The sequence below is a fragment of the Kitasatospora sp. NPDC036993 genome, assembly GCF_055607525.1.
Window position 1 is genome coordinate 11,027 of record NZ_JBVJRP010000017.1, and the last position, 21,644, is coordinate 32,670.

At 74.9% G+C, this 21,644-nt stretch carries 10 protein-coding genes; 6 read left to right on the forward strand and 4 right to left on the reverse strand.

Translation table 11 applies throughout. The features are described from left to right. Nucleotides 1-6: 6 nt before the first annotated feature. Entirely contained in the window at nucleotides 7-7,329 is a 7,323-nt protein-coding gene (locus ACZ7C5_RS29850) for an amino acid adenylation domain-containing protein (protein ID WP_470323817.1), read from the reverse strand. Between the two features lie 207 nt (nucleotides 7,330-7,536). Here ACZ7C5_RS29850 and ACZ7C5_RS29855 point away from each other — a divergent pair, with 207 nt between their 5' ends. The 3 genes from ACZ7C5_RS29855 (at nucleotide 7,537) to ACZ7C5_RS29865 (ending at nucleotide 10,517) form a co-directional block, all read left to right on the forward strand. Further along, nucleotides 7,537-8,805 carry an MFS transporter gene (locus ACZ7C5_RS29855; RefSeq protein WP_401088209.1) on the forward strand — a complete coding sequence of 423 codons (1,269 nt, stop codon included), beginning with the start codon at nucleotides 7,537-7,539 and terminating at the stop codon, nucleotides 8,803-8,805. 327 nt (nucleotides 8,806-9,132) lie between these two features. After that, entirely contained in the window at nucleotides 9,133-10,122 is a 990-nt protein-coding gene (sbnA, locus tag ACZ7C5_RS29860) for a 2,3-diaminopropionate biosynthesis protein SbnA (RefSeq protein WP_401088213.1), read from the forward strand. Continuing rightward, nucleotides 10,116-10,517: a hypothetical protein gene (locus ACZ7C5_RS29865; protein WP_470323818.1), complete on the forward strand. Its 402-nt coding sequence runs from the start codon at nucleotides 10,116-10,118 to the stop codon at nucleotides 10,515-10,517. Before sbnA ends, ACZ7C5_RS29865 begins: the two co-directional genes overlap by 7 nt. A gap of 62 nt (nucleotides 10,518-10,579) precedes the next feature. On the opposite strand, the gene ACZ7C5_RS29870 is transcribed toward ACZ7C5_RS29865, so the two are convergent. The 3 genes from ACZ7C5_RS29870 to ACZ7C5_RS29880 all read right to left on the reverse strand — a co-directional run bounded on the left by ACZ7C5_RS29870 (nucleotide 10,580) and on the right by ACZ7C5_RS29880 (nucleotide 16,783). Further along, nucleotides 10,580-13,486, reverse strand: coding sequence for a helix-turn-helix transcriptional regulator (locus ACZ7C5_RS29870; protein ID WP_470323819.1), 2,907 nt, complete (start codon nucleotides 13,484-13,486; stop codon nucleotides 10,580-10,582). 110 nt (nucleotides 13,487-13,596) lie between these two features. Then, nucleotides 13,597-13,800 (reverse strand): hypothetical protein, encoded by a 204-nt coding sequence (locus ACZ7C5_RS29875; protein ID WP_401088218.1) that lies wholly within the window; start codon nucleotides 13,798-13,800, stop codon nucleotides 13,597-13,599. 40 nt (nucleotides 13,801-13,840) lie between these two features. Next, complete coding sequence (locus ACZ7C5_RS29880; protein WP_470323820.1) at nucleotides 13,841-16,783, reverse strand: type 2 lanthipeptide synthetase LanM family protein; 2,943 nt, start codon at nucleotides 16,781-16,783, stop codon at nucleotides 13,841-13,843. Nucleotides 16,784-17,380: 597 nt separating this feature from the next. On the opposite strand from ACZ7C5_RS29880, the gene ACZ7C5_RS29885 reads away from it, so the two are divergent. The 3 genes from ACZ7C5_RS29885 (at nucleotide 17,381) to ACZ7C5_RS29895 (ending at nucleotide 21,638) form a co-directional block, all read left to right on the forward strand. Continuing rightward, a complete protein-coding gene (locus ACZ7C5_RS29885; RefSeq protein WP_470323821.1) occupies nucleotides 17,381-19,114 on the forward strand; it encodes a peptidoglycan-binding protein in 1,734 nt (577 codons plus the stop codon). A 19-nt stretch (nucleotides 19,115-19,133) separates the two neighbouring features. Further along, the gene (locus ACZ7C5_RS29890; protein ID WP_470323822.1) at nucleotides 19,134-19,565 is read left to right on the forward strand and encodes a hypothetical protein; all 432 of its coding nucleotides are present in this window, start codon (nucleotides 19,134-19,136) and stop codon (nucleotides 19,563-19,565) included. Nucleotides 19,566-19,790: 225 nt separating this feature from the next. Continuing rightward, on the forward strand, nucleotides 19,791-21,638 hold the full coding sequence (locus tag ACZ7C5_RS29895) for a phage tail sheath family protein (protein ID WP_401088225.1): 1,848 nt from the start codon (nucleotides 19,791-19,793) through the stop codon (nucleotides 21,636-21,638). Nucleotides 21,639-21,644 lie beyond the last annotated feature (6 nt).

Below are 21,644 nucleotides of genomic sequence, written 5' to 3' on the forward strand. Positions count from 1 at the left end.
CGACCGTCAGTCCGTCTCCGCCATCAGCCGGTCGAGCACCTCGGCGAGCCCCGCGACGTGCGGCGGACGCAGCACACCGAGGTGGTCGCCGCCGACCCGGTGCAGCTCCAGGCCGCCGGGGGTCAGCTCGGTCCAGCGCGCCAGGTAGTCCCTGAAGGGCTGGCCGGAGGCCACGTCGTGCCCGCCGCCCGCGAGTTCGTCGCCGGCCAGCAGGTGCATCCGCCCCGGGTAGGGCCGGTGCCGGTAGCCGAGGGTGGCCTGGGCCAGCTCGCGCCAGACCTTGAGCCGGCCCGCCCAGAAGGTGTCACCGGGCCGGGGCGCCAGCCGGGCGCCCTCGTCGATGACGTAGTCCAGCACCTTGAGGAACTCCCCCTGGAGGAGGGCGATCTCCTCCTCCCCCACCGCCAGGTCGAGTTCGCCGAGCAGGCTCTCGCCGCGGGCGAACATCGCCACCTCCTCCCACAGGTTCCTGCGGGTGTGGCTGTCCAGGGCGGGGTCGAGCAGGGCGAAGGTGACCTGTTCGCCGTCGCGGTGCAGCCGGTGCGCCAGTTCGCTGGTGACCGGTCCGGCGCCGCACCAGCCCAGCAGGTGGTACGGGCCGGTGGGCCGGATGGCCCGGATCCGTCCGAGGAACTGCTCGGCGACGCTGCCGATGCTCTGCGGGGAGGCGACGTCGCGGTGCAGCCCCGGCCACTCCAGGCCGACCACCTGCCGGTCCTCGGCGAGGTGTTCGGCGAGGTGGACGTACCACTGGGCGCCGCCCGGGTAGACGCAGAACAGCGGTGCCCGGTCACCCTCGCGCCGCAGCCACAGCACGGAGTCCGCGAGGCCGTCCGCGGCGTGCGCCGGGTCGGCGGCGCGGGCGGGCGCGAGGTCGGCGGCGACGGCGGGGTCGATCGCCCGGGCCAGCTCGGCGACCGTGCGGTGCTGGTAGAAGTCCCGGAAGGCGACCGCCGTCCCGTGCTCCTCGCGGAGCCTGACGATCACCCGCATCGCGATCAGCGAATGCAGGCCGAGGTCGGTGAAGGAGTCGTCCACGCCGATCCTGGGCAGGCCGAGCACCTCGGCGAGGGCCGCCGCCAGCAGGCCCTCGACCGCGGTGCGCGGCGCCAGGTACGGGGTGGCGGGGAGGCTGTCGGCGTCGGGCTCGGGCAGGGCGCCCGGGTCGACCTTGCCGCTCGGGGTGAGCGGCAGGGCGTCCAGCAGGACGAAGCCGGACGGGACGAGGTACTCGGGCAGGTGGCCGAGCAGCCAGTCCCGCAGCTCGGCGGCCCCGGTGACCGTGCCGTCGCGCGGCACCACGTAGGCGACCAGGCTGCGGTCGCCGCCGGGCGCGGTGCGCACCCGGACGGTGGTCTCACGGACCGCCGGGTGGCGGCGGAGCACGCCCTCCACCTCGCCGGGCTCGACCCGGTAGCCGCGGATCTTCACCTGGTTGTCGGCCCGGCCGCCGAACTCCAGCAGGCCGTCCTCCCGGTGGCGGGCCAGGTCGCCGGTGCGGTAGAGCCGGGCGCCCGGCACCGCCGCGTACGGGTCGGGGACGAAGCGGTCGGCGGTCAGCCCGGGCCGCTCGGCGTAGCCGCGGGCCAGCTGGGCGCCGCCGATGTACAGCTCGCCCGTGACGCCGGCCGGGACGAGCCTCAGATCGCGGTCGAGGATCCGCATCACGGTGTTGGCCACCGGCCGGCCGATCGGCACCGGGCCCGCGGGAAGCCGGTCGGCCGTGGACTTCAGGATGCAGCAGCCGACGGTGGCCTCGGTCGGGCCGTAGTGGTTGACCACCGCCGTGGCCGGGGCGTGTTCGGTCCAGGCGCTGAGCGCCTCGCGGGTGAGTTCCTCGCCGCCCACCACCAGCCGGTCGGTGGCGGCGGCGAGCGCGGCGGGCGCCAGGGTCTGGTTGAGCAGCGCCAGGTGCGTCGGGGTCAGCTTGACCAGGCCGAATCCGCCGCGTTCCAGGGCGGCCACCAGGCCGTCCAGGCCGGGGGTGCCGTCGTCCTCGGTGAGGGTGACCGGCCGGCCGGACAGCAGGGCGGGGAAGAGCGAGGTGACCGGCAGGTCGAAGGTCATCGCGGAGTACAGCGGGGAGCCGGTGCCGCGCACGTCCGGGAACTCGGCCGCCGCCCAGGAGGCGTAGTTGACCAGGGAGCGGTGCTCGATCATCACGCCCTTGGGGGTGCCGGTGGAGCCCGAGGTGTAGACGATGTAGGCCAGGTTGCCGGGCGTGGCGACCGGGCCGAGGTCGCCCGGGTCCAGCGCGTCGAGTTCCGCGTCGCGGTCGAGCAGCACCGTCCCGGCGGGGTGGCCGGCGACCAGGCCGGCCAGCTCCTCCTGGGTGAGGACGGCCGCGGCGCCGGTCTCGGTGAGCACCCCGGTCAGCCGCCGGGCGGGGTGGGCCGGGTCGAGTGGCAGGTAGGCGGCACCGGCCTTGAGCACCCCGAGCAGCGCCGCGACCAGGTCGGGGCCCCGGCGCAGCAGCACGCCGACCTTGGACTCGGGGCCGACGCCGAGCCCGCGCAGCCGCCGGGCGATCCGGTTGGCCCGGGCGTTGAGTCCGGCGTAGTCGACGGTGCCGCCGTCGGCGCGGTGCAGCGCGACGGCGTCCGGGGTGCGGGCGGCCTGCCGCTCGAACAGCTCGTGCACGCAGGCGTCCGGGACCGCCGTCCGGGGCCCGGTCGCGTAGCGGTCCAGCAGTTCACGCTCCTCGGCGGCGAGGGCGTCGGCCCCGGCGTCGCCCTGCGGGTCGGCGGCCATCGCCTCCAGGATCCGCCGGTACAGCCCGGCCAGCCGCTGCCCGTTGGCACGGCTGATCCGCTCGGGGCGGCCGTAGAGGACGAACACGCCGGGGAAGGTCGAGGCGTCCAGCGCGAACTCGTTGGGGCTGACGTCGACGACCTTGTCGGACTCGATCTGCCGGTCGTCCAGCACGTGGAAGTCCAGGTAGGTGAAGGACACCTCGATCAGCGGGGTGCCGTCGCCCCAGGCGCGCTGCATCTCGGGCAGCGGGAAGCGGCGGTGCGGCCAGGCCGCCACCTCGGCGGCGAAGACCCGCCCCACCAGCTCGCGCCACGTGCCGCCGGTCAGTTCGACGCCGAGCGGCACGGTGTTCAGGTGCATGCCGCGCACCAGCTCGCCGCCCTCCGTCTCCAGGCGGCCGTTGAAGACCAGTCCGCTGTGGAAGCGGTGGCTGCCGCTGATCGTGGCCATCGCCTTCAGGTGCGCGGCGAACAGCACGCTCTTGAGCGGCACCCCGGCGGCGGCGGCCAGAGCGCGCAGGCCGGGCTCCAGGTCGCGGAACGGAACGGCGACCTGGTACGGCTGCTCGCCGGCCGCCGGATCGGCGGCCCAGGACGGCGGCAGCACGACGCGCTCGAAGCCGGCCACCCCCTGCTGCCAGAACGTCCGGTCCTCGGCACTGGCGAGGGAGCGCCGCTCCAGCGCGATGTGGTCGGCGTAGCGGACGGTGTGCCGCTGCCCGGCGGCGGCCGGGGCCTGCCCGGCGCGGATCGCCCGGTAGTCGCGCATCACCTCGTCGATCAGCGAGTGGTGGCTCCAGCCGTCGAGGATCGCGTGGCACTCGATGAAGGAGAACGTCCAGCGGTCGTCGGCGGTCTGGTGGACGTGGAAGCGCAGCATCGGCGCCCGGCCGACGTCGAAGGGCGTCCGGCGGGTCCGGGCGGTGAACTCCGCCAGCTCGGCGCTGACCCGCTCCTCGTCGAGCCCGCGCAGGTCGTCGTAGCCGACCTCCAGGGTCGCGTCGGCGTGGACGAGCTGGAGCGGCTCGGAGTAGCCGGTGAGGTCGAAGGCGGTGCGCAGGATCTCGTGCCGCCGGACGAGCAGGGCGGCGGCCTCCCGCAGCGCGGGCAGCGCGAACGGCGCGTCGTCGACGAACGGGAAGAGCGTGATGTTGTGGTAGGGGCTCTCGTCCCGGTCCGCGAGCATCTGGTAGACCATCGCGGCCTGCACCATGGCGAGCGGGTAGGCGTCCACCAGGCCGGGCGGAAGGGCGGCGCGGTCGGCGTCCGGGAGCAGCGCGAACGGCGCCACCCGCTGCTCCTCCACGCTGGCGGGTCCGCCGGGCCTGGCGAGGTCGGCGAACCGGGCCAGGCCCTCGACGCTCTGGTGGACGAGCAGGTTCTGCACCGTCAGGTCGATCCCGCGCCGCCGCAGCGCGCCGACGACCTTGATCGCCCGGATCGAGTCGCCGCCCAGGTGGAAGAAGTTGTCGAGGGCGCCGACCCGGGGCAGTCGCAGCACCTCGGCCCAGGTCTCGGCGACGGTCTGCTCCGTGCCGGTCCGCGGGGCGACGTGTTCGGGGCCGCCGAGGCCGCGGTGGGCTTCGGGGGCGGGCAGGGCGCGGCGGTCGATCTTGCCGTTGGCCGTCATCGGGAAGGCGTCCAGCGGGACGAGGATCGCCGGCACCATGTAGCCGAGCAGCGTGCGGCCGAGGGCGGCGCGCAGCTCCGCCACGTCGAGGGTGCGGCCCGCCCCGGGCACGACGTACGCGACCAGCCGGGCCTCCCGCTCGTCGGGGCGGCGGTGCGCGATCACCAGGCTGGTCTCCACCCCGGGGAGCGCGCCGATGGCCGCCTCGATCTCGCCGGGTTCGATCCGGTGGCCGCGGATCTTCAGCTGGGCGTCGGCCCGGCCGGTGAACTCCAGTTCGCCGTCGGCGCCGTAGCGGGCGAGGTCGCCGGTGCGGTACATCCTGGCGCCCGGGGTGGTGGCGTACGGGTCGGGCAGGAAGCGCTCGGCGGTCAGCGCCGGGCGGTGCAGGTAGCCGCGGGCGAGTCCTGGGCCCGAGACGTGGAGCTGGCCCCGGACGCCGATCGGCACCGGGTTGAGGTCCGCGTCGAGGAGGTGGAGCCGCAGGTCGCCGAGCGGGCGGCCGATCGGGCTGCGCCTGGCACCGCCGGTCTCCTCGGCCCGCACCGGGCGGTAGGTGACGTGGACGGTGGTCTCGGTGATGCCGTACATGTTGACCAGGACGGGCCGCCGGTCGCCGAACCGGTCGAACCAGGGCGCCAGTTCGGCCACGTCCAGCGCCTCGCCGCCGAAGACGACGGTCCGCAGCGAGAGCGCCTCCGGCCCGAGGCCGGCCAGCGCGACGGCCTCCTGGAGGCCGCGGAAGGCGGAGGGGGTCTGGTTGAGCACGGTGACGCGCTCGGTGACCAGCAGGTCGAGGAAGTCCTGCGGCGAGCGCGAGACGGCGAACGGCACCACCACGGCCCGGCCGCCGTTCAGCAGCGCGCCCCACAGCTCCCAGACCGAGAAGTCGAAGGCGTAGGAGTGGAACAGCGTCCACACGTCCTCGGGGCCGAAGCCGAAGTCCTCCTGGCAGGAGCGCAGCAGGCGCAGCACGTTGGCGTGGGTGACCGGGACGCCCTTGGGGGCTCCGGTGGAGCCGGAGGTGTAGATGACGTAGGCGGTGTTGCCGGGATCCGCCCGCGGGGCCGGGTCGGTGTCGGGCCAGTCCTGGCCGGTCTCGTCGAGCAGCAGGGTGGTGACCGTCTCCTCGCCCGTGCTCCGGTCGGTGACCAGGGCGGTCACCCCGGCGTCGGCGAGGATGTAGGCGAGCCGGTCGGCCGGCTGGCCCGGGTCCAGCGGGAGGTAGCCCGCGCCGGACTTGAGCACGCCGAGCAGGGCCACCACGAGGTCGAGCCCGCGGTCGCAGCGCACGCCGACCAGGCTCTCCGGGCCGGCGCCGAGCGCGCGCAGCCGGTGGGCGAGGCGGTTGGCCCCGGCGTTCAGTTCCGCGTACGTCAGCGAGACGCCGTCGCAGGTGGCGGCGAGGGCGTCGGGGGTGCGCTCGGCCCACTGCCGGAAGACCTCGGGCAGGGTCTCCTCGGCGGGGTAGCTGCGGCCGGATCCGCCCCAGGAGGCGAGGAGTTCGCGTTCGGCGGCGGGCAGCAGGTCGAGCCGGCCGACCGGCCGTCCTGGCTCGGCGGCGATGCCGGCCAGCAGCCGCAGGTAGTGCCCGATGGTCCGCTCGATCGTCGCCCGGTCGAACAGCGCGGTGGCGTACTCCAGTTCGCCGGTGACGGAGCCGTCGGCGGTGGTGGTGAGCGCGAGGGTGAGGTCGAACTTGGCGGTGTGCCAGTCGACCGGCCGCTGCTCGGCGCGCAGCGCGCCCGGCTCGGCCTGGGTGTGCGCGGCGAGCTGGAAGACCACCTGGAAGATCGGGTTGCGGGAGGGGTCGCGCTCGGGCGCCAGCTCGTCGACCAGCCGCTCGAACGGGGTCTCCTGGTGGGTGAACGCGCCGAGCGCGGTCTCCCGGACGCGGCCGAGCAGGTCGAGGAAGGACGGGTCGCCGGAGAGGTCGGTGCGCAGTGCGACGGTGTTGGCGAACAGGCCCACCATGGGCTGGGTGTCGGCCTGCTCCCGGCCCGCGACCGGGGTGCCGACCACGACGTCGCTCTGCCCGCAGCCGCGGCCGAGCAGCAGCTGGAAGGCGGCCAGGAACACCATGAACGGGGTGGCGCCCTGGGCGCGGCCCAACTCCACCAGGGGATCGGCCAGTTCGGCCGGTACGGTGAACGTCTCGATGGCGCCGGCGGCGTCCCGGACCGGACCGCGGGGCCGGTCGGTCGGCAGATCGAGCGGCGTGAGGTCGGCCAGGGCGCCGCGCCAGTAGGCGAGTTGACCGGCCAGCCGGTCGCCGGACAGGTGGGCGCGCTGCCAGGCGGCGAAGTCCGCGTACTGTACGGCGGGCGGGTCGAGCGGGCTCGGCCGGCCGGCCGCGTACGCCTCGTAGAGCTGCCCGAGTTCGCCGAGAAGGACGTCCTCCGACCAGCCGTCCGAGGCGATGTGATGGATGGTCAGCAACAGTGCGCACTCATCGCCGGCGAGCCGGGCGAGCAGCGCCCGGACGGGGTGCTCGGCGGCCAGGTCGAACGGCCGCCGGCCGTCCTCGGCCACCAGCTCGGCGAGCCGCCGCTCCGCCGGCTCCGGCTGCTCCCACCGCTCCGGCTCGGCGGACCCCAGGTCGACGGTGGTCAGGGCGATCGGCCCCGGGGCGTCGATCACCAGCACCGGCTCGTCGTCCACGGCCGGGTAGCGGGTGCGCAGCACCTCGTGCCGGGCGACCAGTGCGTCCAGCGCCCGCCGCAGCGCCACCCGGTCCACCGGTCCTGGCAGCCGCAGCAGCAGCGGCATCAGGTACTCGGTGCCGCCGGGCCTGAGCCGGTCGAGCACCCACATCCGGTGCTGCGCGAACGACAGCGGGAGTGCGCCGTCCCGGGGCACCGGGGCGATCCCATCCTGCCGCTTCTTCGTCAAGCCGCGCAGGCGTCGCTGCAGCAGCTCCGTGCGGGAGCTCGGGCTCGTGCTCATCCTTCGCCTTCCTGTGCGTGCGACGGGGTCCGCGGTCCGGTGACGGTGCAGGGCCTGTCCCTCGGGTCCTTGCCGGCCGGGCGTCAGCCTGCCGACTGCGGGAAGCGGGCGGCAGGGTCAGCACGGCCGAGGTTGCGGCGGCGGACTGCGCGCGTGACTGCCGGTCCTTCTCTGGGCCCGGGGCGGCCGACCTCCCAGCATCGACCCATGACCGACACCGTGCGCGAGGAAGTCCCCGAGAAAGTCCCGCCGTTGGCGCGCAACCGGGACTTCCTGCTGCTCTGGCAGGGAGCGGCGGTCTCCGGGCTGGGCTCCAACGTCTCCGGCGTGGCCTATCCGCTGCTGGTCCTCGCGCTGACCGGCTCCCCGGCCGACGCCGGGTTCACCGGCTTCCTCGCGCTGCTGCCGCACCTGCTGTTCCAGCTCCCGGCGGGAGCGCTGGTCGACCGCTGGAACCGCAGGCAGACGATGATCTGGTGCGACGTGCTGCGCTTCCTGGCCATCGGCAGCGTCGCGGCGGCGCTGTTGCTGGACCGGCTGTCGCTGCCGCACATCCTCGCGGTCGGCTTCGTCGAGGGCACGCTGACGGTGTTCTTCCAGATCGCCGCCTCGGCGGCCGTCCCCAACGTGGTGCACCCGTCCCAGCTCGCCACCGCGCTCTCCCGCAACGAGGCGCGGGCCCGCGGCGCCACGATGCTCGGCAAGCCGCTGGGCGGCCTCCTGTTCGGCCTCGGCCGGGCGGCGCCGTTCCTCTTCGACGCCGCCAGCTACCTGTGGTCGCTGGTCTCCCTGCTGCTGATCCGCACGCGGTTCCAGGCCGAGCGGAGCCCCCGCGGCGGCCCGCTGCACCGCGAGCTCACGGAGGGCGTCCGCTGGCTGTGGCGCCATCCGTTCATCCGCACCACGACCTTCCTGATCGCGGGCAGCAACCTGCTGTTCCAGGCGGTCTTCCTGACGGTCATCATGATGGCGCGCGGCCAGGGCGCCTCGTCGGCCTCGATCGGCCTGATGTTCGGCCTGGGAGCGGTCGGCGGGGTGCTCGGCTCCCTGGTGGCGCCCGGGCTGGAGCGCCGGCTGTCGATGCGGGCCGTGGTGGTCGGCGCCAACTGGGTCTGGGCACTGCTGGTTCCGCTGCTCCTGGTGGTCCACGGCCCGTACCTGCTCGGCGCGGTGTACGGCCTGATGTGCTTCGTCGGCCCGGTGTGGAACGTGGTGACGTCCGCCTACCAGCTCGCCGTCACGCCGGACGCCATCCAGGGCCGGGTGCTCGGCGCCGTCGGCCTGGTCGCCTACGGCGCCGTCCCGCTCGGCTCGCTGATCGGCGGCCAGCTGCTCTCCCGGATCGGCGCGGACTCCACCGTGGGGGTGCTGGCCGCCTGGATGGTCCTGCTCGCCGCGACCGCCGCTCTCAGCCCCTCGGTGCGCTCCGCCCCCTCGCTCTCGGGCGCCGCCGCCGAGTCCGCTCCGACCGCCTGACCCGGGGCCCCGGCGGCAGGGCGCGCGTGCTGCTCCTGCTGCCCGTTTGTCTCTTGCCGCCGTTCCCCGGCGCCCGGCAGGCTCACCCCGTCGCAGTGTCAAACCCCGAGGCTAGGAGGGCCGTGATGGCCGAGGAAGCCACCGACACCTGCCCGTACCGGCTCGTCGCCCCCGACCGGCGGCATGCCCGCCGGCGCGCCGGCGGGGAGTGCCCGGCGCACCCCGGGACCGGGCGGACCGGGCGACGACCGCTGAGCCCGTGCCGCCGTACGGACAGCGGTGTCACCGGGGGCTCCCGTGCGCGGGTCTGACCAGGTGCCGGCCGGCGTGCTCCGGACCGTGGGCCGGACGCCGCTGGTCGAGCTGACCAGGATCGACCCGACCAGCCACTTCCGCCTGTTCGCCAAGCTGGAGGCGCACAACCCGGGCGGCTCCATCAAGGACCGCTCCGCGCTGGAGCTGCTGTCCGAGGGCATCCGCTCGGGCCGACTGGTCCCCGGCCGGTCGGTCGTCGTCGAGTCCAGCTCGGGCAACCTGGGCATCGGACTCGCCCAGGTCTGCGGGTACTTCGGGATCCGCTTCATCTGCGTGGTGGACCCCCGTGCCAACCGCCAGAACATCGCCGTCATGCGGGCGCTGGGCGCCGAGGTCGAGGTGGTCACCAGGACCGACCCGGTCACCGGCGAGTACCTGCCGGTGCGGATCCGGCGGGTGCGCGAGATCCTCGCCACGACCGAGCACGCCTACTGCCCCGACCAGTACTCCAACCCGCTGAACCCGCGCTCGCACCACGCGACCATGCGCGAGATCTGCGAGGCCGTGCCCGACGGCCTCGACTACCTGTTCTGCGCGACCAGCTCGTGCGGAACGCTGCGCGGCTGCGCCGAGTACGCGCGGGAGCACCGCCTCCCGGTGACCATCGTGGCCGTCGACGCCGAGGGCAGCGTCATCTTCGGCCGCAGCCCCGCGCCCCGGCTCATCCCCGGGCACGGCGCGGCCGTCCGCCCGGCCCTGCACCAGGACGGCCTCGCGGACGAGGTGGTGCACGTCAGCGATCTCGACTGCGTGGTCAACTGCCGACGGCTGGCGCACCGCGAGGCGATCCTGGCCGGCGGTTCGGCGGGCGCGGTGATCGCCGCGGTCCGGCGGATGAGCGCCCGGATCCCGGCCGGCGCGACCTGCGCGGTGATCCTCCCCGACCGGGGCGAACGCTACCTCGACACGATCTACAACGACGACTGGGTCGCGTCGCACTTCGGCGACGTCGCCCGCCTCTGGAAGGAGAACGGCCCGGTGGCCGAGGTGACACCATGCTGATCCTGACAGCCCGTGAGGTCCGGCAGGTCCTGGACGGTGCCGAGCACCAGGTCGTCGCGGCGGTCAGCCGGGCGTACCGGCTGCACGCGGCCGGCCGGACGGTGCTCCCCCACTCGCTCTTCCTGCGGTTCCCCGAAGCGGCCCGCGACCGGATCATCGCCCTGCCCGGCTACCTCGGGAACGCCGGGGGCTCCGGGGGCTCCGGGGGCTCCGGGGGCTCCGGGGACGAGGAGCCGGTCGCCGGCATCAAGTGGATCTCCTCCTTCCCCGGCAACCTGGACGCCGGGCTGGGCGTCCTCGACCTCGCCGTCGCCGTCGCCGACCTGGTCCGCCGCAGGGCGCGGGAACAGGGCCTCGGCACGGACGTCCCGGACTTCCTCAGCCCCGAGGCGTAGGGGCCGTGACTGCGCCAGGGGCGTGCGCCGTGACGCCGCGAGGGGAGTGTGCCGCGGGCCGGTCAGTCCCCGCACAGCGCCCGGGCGAGGCCGCACAGCTCCGCACGGTCCGCGCAGCCGGTCTTCTGGAGCAGGCTGGAGATGTGCTTCTCCACCGTGCGGGGCGAGATCGACAGCCGCTGGGCGATGTCCTGGTTCCCCGGGCGCTCCACGAGCAGGGCGAACACGTCGTACTCACGCGGCGTCACCCCGACCCTCCGCAGCCCCTCCGGGATCAGCTCCCGCCCGGTGCGCCGCTGGGCGACCACCACGCCCGCCTGCCGGATCAGCGACCGGCAGGCACCGGCCACCGAGCGGACGCCGGCCTGGTGGAAGTGCTCCTCCGCGGTCCGCAGCCAGGTGACCGGGTCACCCCAGCCGTCGGCGAGGGCCGCCTCGGCGACCAGGCGCAGCCCGAGGTGACGGGCGGTCGGGAAGCCCCGGAACTCCTGCGACGCCAGCTCCACCAGGCCCGCGGCCTCCCGGCCGCGGCCCTCGCGCCCGAGCAGGACGGCCTCGGCGAGCACCAGGAACTGCCGGTTCCACGCCAGAGCCGCGGCCGGGGCCGCCAGGACCGTCGCGTACACCGAACGATCGGCGGTGTCCGCGATGACGGCGAGCAGCGGGCCGAGGCCGTGCCGTCCGCTGATGTAGAACACGCTGGGGTGCCGGTCCTCCCAGGCGGCCGAGGCGGCCAGCTCCTCCAGCGCCTGGGCGCGGTTCTCCTCCAGCAGGGCGCAGAAGGCCCGGCACAGGCCGTGCAGGACCGGCGTGAGGAAGGAGGCGGAGTCGTCGGCCCGCTCGAAGCGGAGCAGTTCCCGCTCCATCTGCCGCCGCCGGCCCTGGTGGGCGGCGACGGCTGCCGCCACCAGCAGCAGGTAGCGGTGGATGCCGAGGTTGCGCATCCGGGCGCTCGGCTCCAGGCAGCGGTCGATGATCTCCCGGGCGGCCGTGAAGTCGGCGCGTTGCAGGGCGTCCATGGCCAGCAGGCCTTCCGCGTTCTGGGCGAGGACGAGGGCGCCCAGGTCGCGGGCGGCGTCCCTGGCCTCCCGGATCCGGCGCGCGTCACCGGTGCGCAGGAAGGCGTTCCCGCCGAGCCGCAGCAGCGCCTCCACCCGCCAGACCGGCAGGGCGTGCTCCTCCGCGACGGCGAGCATCCGCTCCAGGCACGCGTCCGCGTCGTCGAAGCCGTGCTCACGGGCCAGCAGGGCGAGCAGCTGCCAGGCCTGGCAGGCCACCACGGGGAGCTTCTCGCGCTCGGCGACCTCGGCCGCCTCGCGGGCCAGCCGCTCGGCCTCCGCCCTCGCCCCGCCGTGGCCGGGCAGCAGCGCCAGGTGGCCCTCGACCACGGCGAGGGCGGCGTTCTGCCGGGGATCGCCGGCGCCGCCGAGCTGCGCACGGGCGGCGGCGAGCTGCGCCACGGTGTCGGCGGCGCGCTCGGCGATCACCGCCACCCAGGCGAGCCTGGTGTGCAGGGCGACGCGGCGTTCGATGTCCAGCGCGCCGGCCCCCGCGTCCGGCAGCGACTCGGCCAGCGCGAGCACCCGGTCCAGCTGCCCGGCCTCGGCCAGCGCGTAGACCAGCGACTCGACGACGTCGGTGCGGTCGGCCGCCGCGGCCAGCTCGTGGGCCCGCTCCAGCAGTTGCACGGCGGTGGCCGAGGCGCCCGCGGCCAGCGCCCGGCGGCCCGCCTCGGCGTACAGCAGCGCCGCGCCCGGCCCGTCGCCGCCCAGTTCCCGCAGGCGCGCCACCAGCTGGCAGCGCCCGTCCCAGAGTGCCGGGTCGGCCTCCAGGATCGCCTCGGCCGCCCGCCTGGCCAGCACCGCCCGCTCGGCCGGCGGCAGCCCGGCGAGCAGCGCCTCCGCGGTGAGCGCGTGCCGGAAGGCGTACTGGTCGACGGCGGTGAAGTCGGGGACGACGAAGCCCGAGGCGGCCGCCTCGGCCAGGTGGTCGAGCAGCAGCCGCATGCTGTGGCCGGTGATCAGTTCGAGCGTGCCGAGCGAGAAGCCGGTGCCCAGGGTGGCGGCGAGCAGCAGCAGGTCGCGCACCTGCGGATCGAGCTGCTCCAGCCGGTGCCGCAGGCCGCTGACCACGCTGGCCGGGACGGCGGCCGCCAGGTCGCCTGCGACCCGCCAGCCGCCGTCGTCCTGGCGCAGCGCCCCCGAGCTGACCATCTCGGTGAGCAGTTCCTCGACGAGGTAGGGGTTTCCGTTGCTGAAGGTGCTCAGCCGGTCGACGACGGCGGCGGGCACCTGCTCGGAGCGCAGCTCCAGGCAGCCGGCGGCGAGCGCGCCGATCTGGCGCGTGCCGAGCGGCTCCAGGGCGGCCAGCGAGGCGACCCGGCGCCGCTCGCCGCCCCGGGCCAGCTCAAGGGCGGCTCCCGGCTCGGGCCGCAGCGTGGCGACCAGGAGGATCGGCAGTCCCGCCAGGTTGTCGACCAGGTAGTCCACCACGGCGATGGTGTCCGAGTCGGCCTCGTGCAGGTCCTCCAGGACGAGCAGGCAGCCGCCGTCCCGGCCGAGCACGGTGAGCAGCCGCAGCATCGCCTCGGCCAGCTCGACCGCGCTCTCCGGGTAGCCGGGCACGGCGGTGTGCCGCCACTCCGGGATCACCCGGCCCAGGGCGGGACGGTAGGGTTCCAGCTCCGGGTCGTCGGGGACACCGATGACCCGGAAGCGGGAGTTCAAAGCCTCGATGAGCGGGCGGTACGCGATCCCGGCACTGGTCGGGCTGCCGCGTCCGCGCAGCACCGGCAGGCCCAGTGACTCGGCCCGGCCGGCGCAGTCCCCCGCCAGCCGGGACTTGCCGATCCCCGCCTCCCCCGCCAGGAAGACCGCGTGACCCGCATTGTGCTGAAGATCACTCAGGACACGCTGGATCAGCCCGAGTTCGCTCTCGCGGCCGATGGTCGTCGGGGATGTGTTGCGCACATTTGCAGGCTACTGTGCCGAACTTGTGCTGAGTAGTGATCTCCGTAGGAAGATAATCTTGCTTCCTCGGGAACACCGGCCTGTTCCGGCCGGTCCGCCCGACTGGACGGTCAGGGGCGCTCGTCAGCGACCGGGACGACGATGGTGGTCCACCCGACGGTGGTACGGAACGCCGAGGGCGCGTGCAGCAGCCGGGACCGGCGGCCGAGCGCACCGCCGCCGCGCAGCCGGATCTCACCCGCCGGGTGGTCGGCGGTGGCTCTGTTCCCGCCGACGGGCTGCTGTGCGTGCGGCGCGAGGTCGGTGGTGTTCATGAACGGTGTCCTTCCGCTGAGGATGGTCTCGGGGGCGACGTCAGATGGTCCCGGAGGTGACCGCACCTCCGGACACGGGTCGGGCCTGCGGGGTTTCGAGGCCCCGTGATGGTTCGGAGACCGACGGTGGTTCAGGGGCCGGTGCCCGCATCAGCAGCACCGACGGGACGCGGTCGGCGAAGCCGAGCCGCAGCAGGCCGTGGCCGAGGCCGGCCAGGCCGGTGAGCAGTCCGGGCGACGCGATCCCGCCGGAGGCCGCGCGGCGCGGGCCGCTCCGGACCGCACCGGCGGCCCGGTCCCGCGGGGCCGGACGGCCGGGCGTCAGGTGCAGCAGCTCCAGCGCGCCCCACTCGCCGTGGCACAGGCCGGGGTCGGGCAGCGGTCCGGCGCCCGCGAGCCGCCCGAGGGCCTCGGCGACGGCCTCGGCCGGCCCCGGGTCCGCCATCGCCTCGGCCCGGTCGGCGACCGCCAGCGCCACCCCGGACAGACCCGCGCACCAGGAGAGGTCCGCTCCGGCGGACGGCAGCGCGGCCACCGCCGACCGCAGCGCGGCCAGCCCCGCCCGGCGGTACCGCTCGCCTCCGCCGGCGGCGGCGAAGCCGAGCAGCGCCCAGCCGACCCCGGCGGCGCCGGTGGCGAAGCCCGGCGCCGCCGGGACGGGCGCGGCGGCGAGCCGGTCGGCGCAGGCACCCGCGCCGCGCCAGAGTTCGGCCGACGGGCGCACCCGGTGCGCGGCCAGCAGCGCGGCCAGGCCACCCGCCGTACCGTCGAGCACACCGGTCGGCCGCTCGGCCCCGGCGGCCCGGACGGTCAGCGCGGCCGCCGGACCGGTCAGGGCGCGCAACCCGGCGTCGTCCAGGGCGGCCGCCGTCAGGGTGAGGGCGTGCAGGATGCCGCCGAGCCCGGTGAAGCCGCCCGAACCGACCGCGCCGAGGTCCTCGTCCGGGAGCGCGGCGAGGCGGTCGAGCAGCTCCGGCACCGGGCGCAGCGCGTCGAGCGCCGTCCCGGCGTAGCGGTCATCGCCGGTGACGGCGGCCAGCTGGGCGAGGAACAGGGCGATCCCCGGGTATCCGTGCCCCAGGTCGGCACCGCAGGGCCCGAGCCTGCGGTACCGCTCGCCGAGCAGTTCCGTGCCCAGCCAGTTCGCCCGTCCCCGCGCCCGGTGGGCCTGCCCGACCAGCAGGTCGCCGAGTTCCCGGGCGGCGGCGAGCAGCAGTTCGGGGGCGGGCGGTTCGCCGAGGTGCGGGCCGGGCACGTCGGCACCCGGGCCCGGCACGGCCGCGGGGTGAGCCGCTTCCGCGGCACGGCAGGCCAGCGACGCCCGGACGATCCGCTCCTGCCCGGCGAGGCCGGCCTCGTCCATCGCCGCGAGGCGGTCCGTCACCCGGGCCAGTCCCGGCCGGTCGAGGGCCCCGGGGATGCGGGTGCCGGTGCCGCTCCACAGGTCGACGCGGCCGGGGCGGGCGGTGAACACCGGCACGTCGCCGTCCCACAGTTCGGCGACCTCGTGGTCGAGCAGTCCCGGCCAGCCCTGGTCGTCCACGGCGTCCGTACCGAGCAGCCGCAGCAGTCCCTCCCGCTCGCCCGGCTCCCGCAGCACGTCGGGGTGGGTGGCCTCGGCGAGGACCGTCGCGTAGACCTGGGTGGCCCGGGTGACCACCCTGACCTCGTCGTCGGCGAAGCGGCGCAGCAGCCCGGTCAGCTCCCGCCGGCCCGCCAGGATCGCGCGGTAGCCCGCGCGGAAGCCCGTCACCAGTGCCTCGGCGTGGGCGGCGGGCTCGGCGTCGGCGCCGCCCAGCCGGGGGCGGTTGGCGCCGCCGCCGACCGTGCCGGGCCGGCGGACCAGCCGCATCCCGTCGGTGCCGGCGTCCTCCCAGCCGACCGTCTCCAGCGGCGCGTGGTGGTCGGTGCCGCCGCCGAGGCCGGAGAGGTCGAGCGCCGCCTCGTCCCCGAGCACCAGGTGCGGCAGCAGGCCGGTCCGCTGGACGGAGGCCTCCAGCGCGCGGCCCGCCGGGTCGTCGGCGGCCGGGTCCTCGGGCCTGGGCGGGTGGAAGAGCGTCTCGACGTCCACCGGCACCGGGTGGTCGGCGCAGGCGATCAGGTTCTCGAAGTGCAGGTCGGTGAGGTCGAGGAGGTGGGCGAGGGCGAGCAGCGCGCCCTGGCGCCGGTAGAACCGGTCCAGCTCGGCCCGGGAGGTGCAGGGGCGGGCCTCGACGAACTCCGACCAGCCGTGGTCGGGGCGGGTCAGCAGCGCGGGTGTGCGCAACCCGGGTGTCCCGGGGCGGGCGTTGAACCAGTCGACCAGGTCGCCGAAGTGACGGTCGGCCGCGAGCGGGCGGGGCTTGTAGACCACCCGGCTGCCGTCGGCGAAGCGCAGGACGGCGACCCGGCGGCCGCGCCGGTGCGCGTCGCCGGTGGTCCGGTCCACGGCGACCAGCGGCCCCGGGTCCCGTCCGGCCAGCAGCCGGGCGACCAGGTCCGGGCGGTCGGCGGTGTACCGGGTGAGCAGCTCCGCCATGGCCTCGACGGCGTTCACACAGGTACGGCCGACCAGCAGGGCCAGCAGCGGGTACCCGGCGCACAACCGGGCCAGGCCGGACCGGGTGCCGGTGGTGGCGACGAAGTCGCGGAACCTGTCCTGCGGGGTCGCGCCCGACAGCCGTCCCTCCTCCCGGGCCCCCCGGAGCTCCAGCACCAGCGCGCGGGCCGCCAGATCGCCCAGCGCGGTGGCCGTGGCGGCGGTGAACTCCTCAGCGATCCCGGGCAGTCCGGCCGACCGGCCGACCGCCGGGCCGAGCGCGGCGAGCAGCCGCTGCCCGGCCAGGCGTGCGAACGGTGCGAGCACGAGGGCGAAGCCGGCCGTACCGGGCAGCGGCCCGGACGGCGGGACGGGGTGACCGGGTGCGGTGGCGAGAGCGGCCTCGACGAACCCGGCCGGGCCGACCTCGGCCGGGCCGAGGTGTCGCGGGCCCGGGAACGGCACCGGCGTGAGAGTCGGCGACCACCGGGGCGGGGCGACCGCCTCCGCTGTCACGAACGCTCTGTCACCGATCACGGCGAAGAGCCTGTCAGTCCGCGCGGTGACGGCGCAAGAGGTGAAATCCTGCCGGAATTACCCTACCCGGCGGCGGCCTTGAGGGGCCCTCACGTGCCCCGGGGGCCGGCGGGCGGGGCGGATGCCGGCTGAGGCCCGGAGCACGAACCGGCGGCGCTGACCGGCGGACGGGGGATGGCCCGGCAGATGTCCCGCCAGGGCCACGGCTCTCCGGCCTCGGCCGCCGTCCGCCGACGGCCCCGCGCGTCCGGTGGGGTGACCGGCGGGGTGACGGGCGGTGAGCGGGAGGCCTGGAGTGACGTCGGAGCCGCCGCATCCGCCCGAGCGGGATTGCCCGTGGCATAAGGCCGCGGGACAGGACACCGCGAGAGGGTCGCAAGAACACACAACCTGCGCAAAAAACAAGGGAGTTGATGTTCAGTCAGCTGTACCGTGGAATGAGCATGACGCTCCTGGCCGGCGCCCGTGCCCCGGGTCGGGGCCGGCCGGCCGTGGCTGCCATCGGCGCAAAGGGGGAGCTTCCTGATGGCATACGCGAAGGGTTATGACGTCTCCGACTTCCAGTCGGGCATTCCGGGAGACGCGGAGTTCGTCTTCATCAAGGCCAGCGAAGGCGGCCACACCGGCCAGTCGGGGTACGCCGGCAAGCTCGCGGACGCCCGGGGGCGGGGGCTGGTGGTCGGGCACTACCACTTCCTGCACGCGGAGAACCCGGTCGACGGCGAGGTGGAGCACTTCTGCCGGGTCGTGGGCGGGGTTCCCGCGGGCGAGCTGCTGGTGCTGGACTTCGAACCGTACGGGCAGTCGGTCGGCGACGGGGACGCGACCGCGGCGAAGAACCGCTGGCTGGCGGCGGTCAAGCAGCGCTACCCGGACCGCCTGGTCGGGCTCTACACCAACCGGGACTACTGGTTCAGGACCGACGACAACGCGGGCGACTTCCTGTGGATCGCGGACTACGTGTCCGCGGGCTCGCCGCGCATCCAGGCCTCCTGGCGCTTCCACCAGTACAGCGACGACCCGCTCGACGCGGACGTGTTCAACGGCTCGCTGGACGAGTTGAAGGCGTGGGCCGGCCTCACCCGGGCCCCCGCCCCCGAGCCGCCCGCGCCGGCGCCGGACCCCTCGCCGCAGTCGCCCGACTGGCCGGGCCTGCAACTGGTGAACCGGGACCAGTGGGGCGCGCGGCCCTGGCGCGAACCCAACGGTTCGATCCCGTACGCCGGTCCGCGCGCCGGGGTGAAGGTGCACTACCTCGGCACGGCGTACACCTTCGACACCCATGACACCTGCCCGGCCTACGTACGGCGGCTCCAGGCCTCGCACATGGACGACGACGGCTGGTCGGACATCGGCTACAGCTTCGTGGTCTGCGAGCACGGCCACGTGTTCGAGGGCCGCGGCCTGAACCGGCGCAACAGCGCCAACGGCGACGTCCCGCTCAACGAGGCGCACTACGCGGTGTGCGGACTGCTCGGGTGCTCCGGGTCGACCGAGCCGACCCCGGAGCTGCTCAACGGGCTGCGGGACGCGATCGAGTACTGCGCGCGACAGGGCCCGGCGGGCCCGGAGATCAAGGGGCACCGCGACGGCTACTCGACCGACTGCCCCGGGCCGGGCCTGTACGCCTGGGTGACCTCGGGTGCGCCGCGCCCGTCCGGGACGGTGGTCACCCCGCCCCAGCAGCCCGCGCCGCAGCCCGACCCGACCCCGGCCCGGTACCAGAACGGCATCGGCGGCCTGTCGTACGGCTACGGCGCGCACGGCCCGCACGTCACCGCCGTCGGCGAGGCGCTGGTGGCGGCGGGCTTCGGCTCGCACTACGGCGAGGGCCCCGGCCCGGACTGGACCGACGCCGACACCCTCAACTACGCCGACTACCAGCGCAGTCTGGGCTACTCCGGCGGGGACGCGGACGGCGTGCCCGGCGAGGCGACGCTGCGCCGGCTGCTCGGCGGGGCCGTCCCGCTGGCCGAGGTGTCCAAGTCGAACGTGGTCGCGGCGGCCCGGCAGGACCCGGACGCGCCCCAGGGCGCCACCACCCACGCGGACGACGTGTACACGGTGGAGCGGGCGCTCGTCGCCGAGGGGCTGCTCGACCGGCAGTGGGCCGACGGCTCGTTCGGCACCAGCACCATCGCCGCCTACTCCGCCCTGCAACGCGGGTACGGGTACAGCGGGCAGCAGGCCGACGGCGTCCCCGGCATCGACTCGCTGACCCGGCTCGGCCAGGCGCACGGCTTCACGGTCGTCGGCTGACGCCGACTGAGGAGGACCGATGTACCAACTCGCCCTGTCCCTGTGGCGCACCTGTGTGCCCTACATCGTCGCGTTCCTGGTGGTGCAGGCCGCGCGACTCGGCCTCCACCTGGACAACGCCTCCGTCACCTCCGCCCTGGTCACCGGCTTCGGCACGGTCTACTACGCGGCGTTCCGGTTCCTGGAGCACCGGTACGGGGCGACCTGGGGCTGGTTCCTGGGGGCCGCCCGGCCACCGTCCTACGAGCCGCCGGCCACCCCGGCCGCACCTGCTCCGAGCGCCCCGGCCGCACCTGCTCCGACCGCTCCGGCGACGACTCCGCCGTCCGCGCCCGAGCCCGCGACGCCCGCGCCCACTCCCCAGCCCGAGCCGACGCCGACGCCCGAGCCGACGCCGGCAGTCCCCCCGACGGCCCGGCCCGACTACCGCAACCTTCCCGAAGGCGGCTGACCGGCCCCACCCGGCACCGCCAGGGGGGTGCGGATTTCCCATGCCCACACCCCCCCACATAATTATCACAGTAATACAATTGGCTTTCCCAGTTCGGGTCTTGACGAATAGTCAACCCGAATATGAGACTGAGCCTGCCACCAATGCATCAGGACCTCGCGGCCCGTCCGCGATCCGATTCATTTCTCCGGGTCTCTTGATGCACGAAGTGAACGGAGGGGGAATTTGCCGACGACACCGACCTATCCGGGCGTCTACATCGAAGAGCTTCCCAGTGGCGTCCGTACCATCACCGCGGTCAGCACCTCGGTGACCGCCTTCGTCGGGGCCACCCGGCGCGGTCCGCTCGACCAGCCCGTCACCATCACCAGTTTCGCGGACTTCGAACGCCGTTTCGGCGGGCTCGCGAGCCAGAGCCCGGTCAGCTACGCCGTCCAGCAGTTCTTCCTCAACGGGGGCTCGCTCGGCGTCGTGGTCCGGGTCGCGGCGGCCGGCACCGGCGCCGCCGCGGGCGTCACGATCGGCTCGACGCAGACCTCCACCGCCACCCCGGCACTGGAGGTCACGGCCGTCGAGCCGGGGGCCTGGGGCGCGGCGCTGCGGGTCGCCGTGGACTACCGGACGCCGACCCCGGCCGAGACCTTCAACCTCCAGGTCTTCGACACCTCGGGCGCCGTCCGGGAGTCCTTCGCGGACCTGTCGGTCCGGGACACCGCTCCCCGGTTCGCCGAGACGGTGGTGAACAGCGGCTCGGCGGTGGTCCGGGTGAAGGTCCTGGCGGAGAGCCGGCCGGACCCGGTGGGCACCGTCTCCAAGCCGTTCGCGGCGACCCTGCCGGACCTCACCCACGAGATCCAGGTCAAGATCGGCGACGTCTCGCGGACCGTCAGGATCCACGACCCCGCCGCGGACGGCGCCGCGCCGGCCACCGTCGCCGAGCTGGCCCTGCTGCTGGAGCGCAAGCTGCGCGCACTGCCCGACGCCCCTGGCCGGCGGGCCTTCGCGGGCACCCGGGTGGGTGTGTTCGGCCGGCAGCTCCAGGTCGTGGCCGGCTCCTCCGAGCCCGCCGACGTGGTCCGCTTCCTCGGCGAGGCCGCCAACAACCTCGGGCTGGAGGGCTCGGTCAGCCCGCCGGTCCACGCGCTCGCCGGCGGCCAGGACGGCGGAGCCCCCGGCCTGACCGACCTGATCGGCAGCGAGGCGGGCAAGACGGGCATCCAGGCACTGCGCGACGTGCAGGACGTCAACCTGCTGGTGCTGCCCGAGCTGGCCGGCTACGCCTCGATCGACGACGCCGTCACGGTCGTCTCGGCCGCCCAGGCGCTCTGCGCGGAGAAGCGGATGTTCCTGATCGTCGACCCGCCGCAGGCGTGGACGACGCTGGACGCCGCCAGGGCGGGCCTGTCCGCCTTCGACTCGGTGCGCAGCGACCACGCGGCGCTGTACTTCCCGCACCTGGAGCTGGTCGACCCGCTCACCGGCCGACTGCGCGGCTTCCCCCCGTCGGGCACCGTCGCCGGGGTGATGGCGCGCACCGACGGCCGGCGGGGCGTCTGGAAGGCGCCGGCAGGCACCGAGGCCGGGCTGCCCGGGGTGCGTGCGCTGACCGTCCCGCTGACGGACCGGGAGAACGGCCTGCTGAACCCGCTCGCGGTGAACTGCCTGCGGACGTTCCCCGTGGTGGGCCCGGTGGTGTGGGGCGCCCGGACCATGGCCGGCGCCGACGTGCTCGGTTCGCAGTGGAAGTACGTCCCGGTGCGGCGCCTCGCGCTGATGCTGGAGGAGAGCCTCTACCGCGGCACCAAGTGGGTCGTGTTCGAGCCCAACGACGAGCGGCTGTGGGCGCAGATCCGGCTGAACGTGGGCGCGTTCCTGCACTCGCTGTTCCAACAGGGCGCGTTCCAGGGCACGTCCGCGCGTTCCGCCTACTTCGTCAAGTGCGACCGGGACACCACCACGCAGGACGACGTCAATCGCGGCGTGGTGAACGTCGTGGTCGGATTCGCACCGCTCAAGCCCGCGGAATTCGTGATCGTCAAGATCGAGCAACTCGCCGGACAGTTCGAGGTTTAGGATCTC

Excerpts from the sequence above, each read along its gene's own strand:
- ACZ7C5_RS29850 (WP_470323817.1), bottom strand. The coding sequence starts at position 7,329 with ATGAGCACGAGCCCGAGCTCCCGCACGGAGCTGCTGCAGCGACGCCTG.
- ACZ7C5_RS29855 (WP_401088209.1), top strand. The coding sequence starts at position 7,537 with ATGACCGACACCGTGCGCGAGGAAGTCCCCGAGAAAGTCCCGCCGTTG.
- ACZ7C5_RS29865 (WP_470323818.1), top strand. The coding sequence starts at position 10,116 with ATGCTGATCCTGACAGCCCGTGAGGTCCGGCAGGTCCTGGACGGTGCC.
- ACZ7C5_RS29875 (WP_401088218.1), bottom strand. The coding sequence starts at position 13,800 with ATGAACACCACCGACCTCGCGCCGCACGCACAGCAGCCCGTCGGCGGG.
- ACZ7C5_RS29885 (WP_470323821.1), top strand. The coding sequence starts at position 17,381 with ATGGCATACGCGAAGGGTTATGACGTCTCCGACTTCCAGTCGGGCATT.
- ACZ7C5_RS29890 (WP_470323822.1), top strand. The coding sequence starts at position 19,134 with ATGTACCAACTCGCCCTGTCCCTGTGGCGCACCTGTGTGCCCTACATC.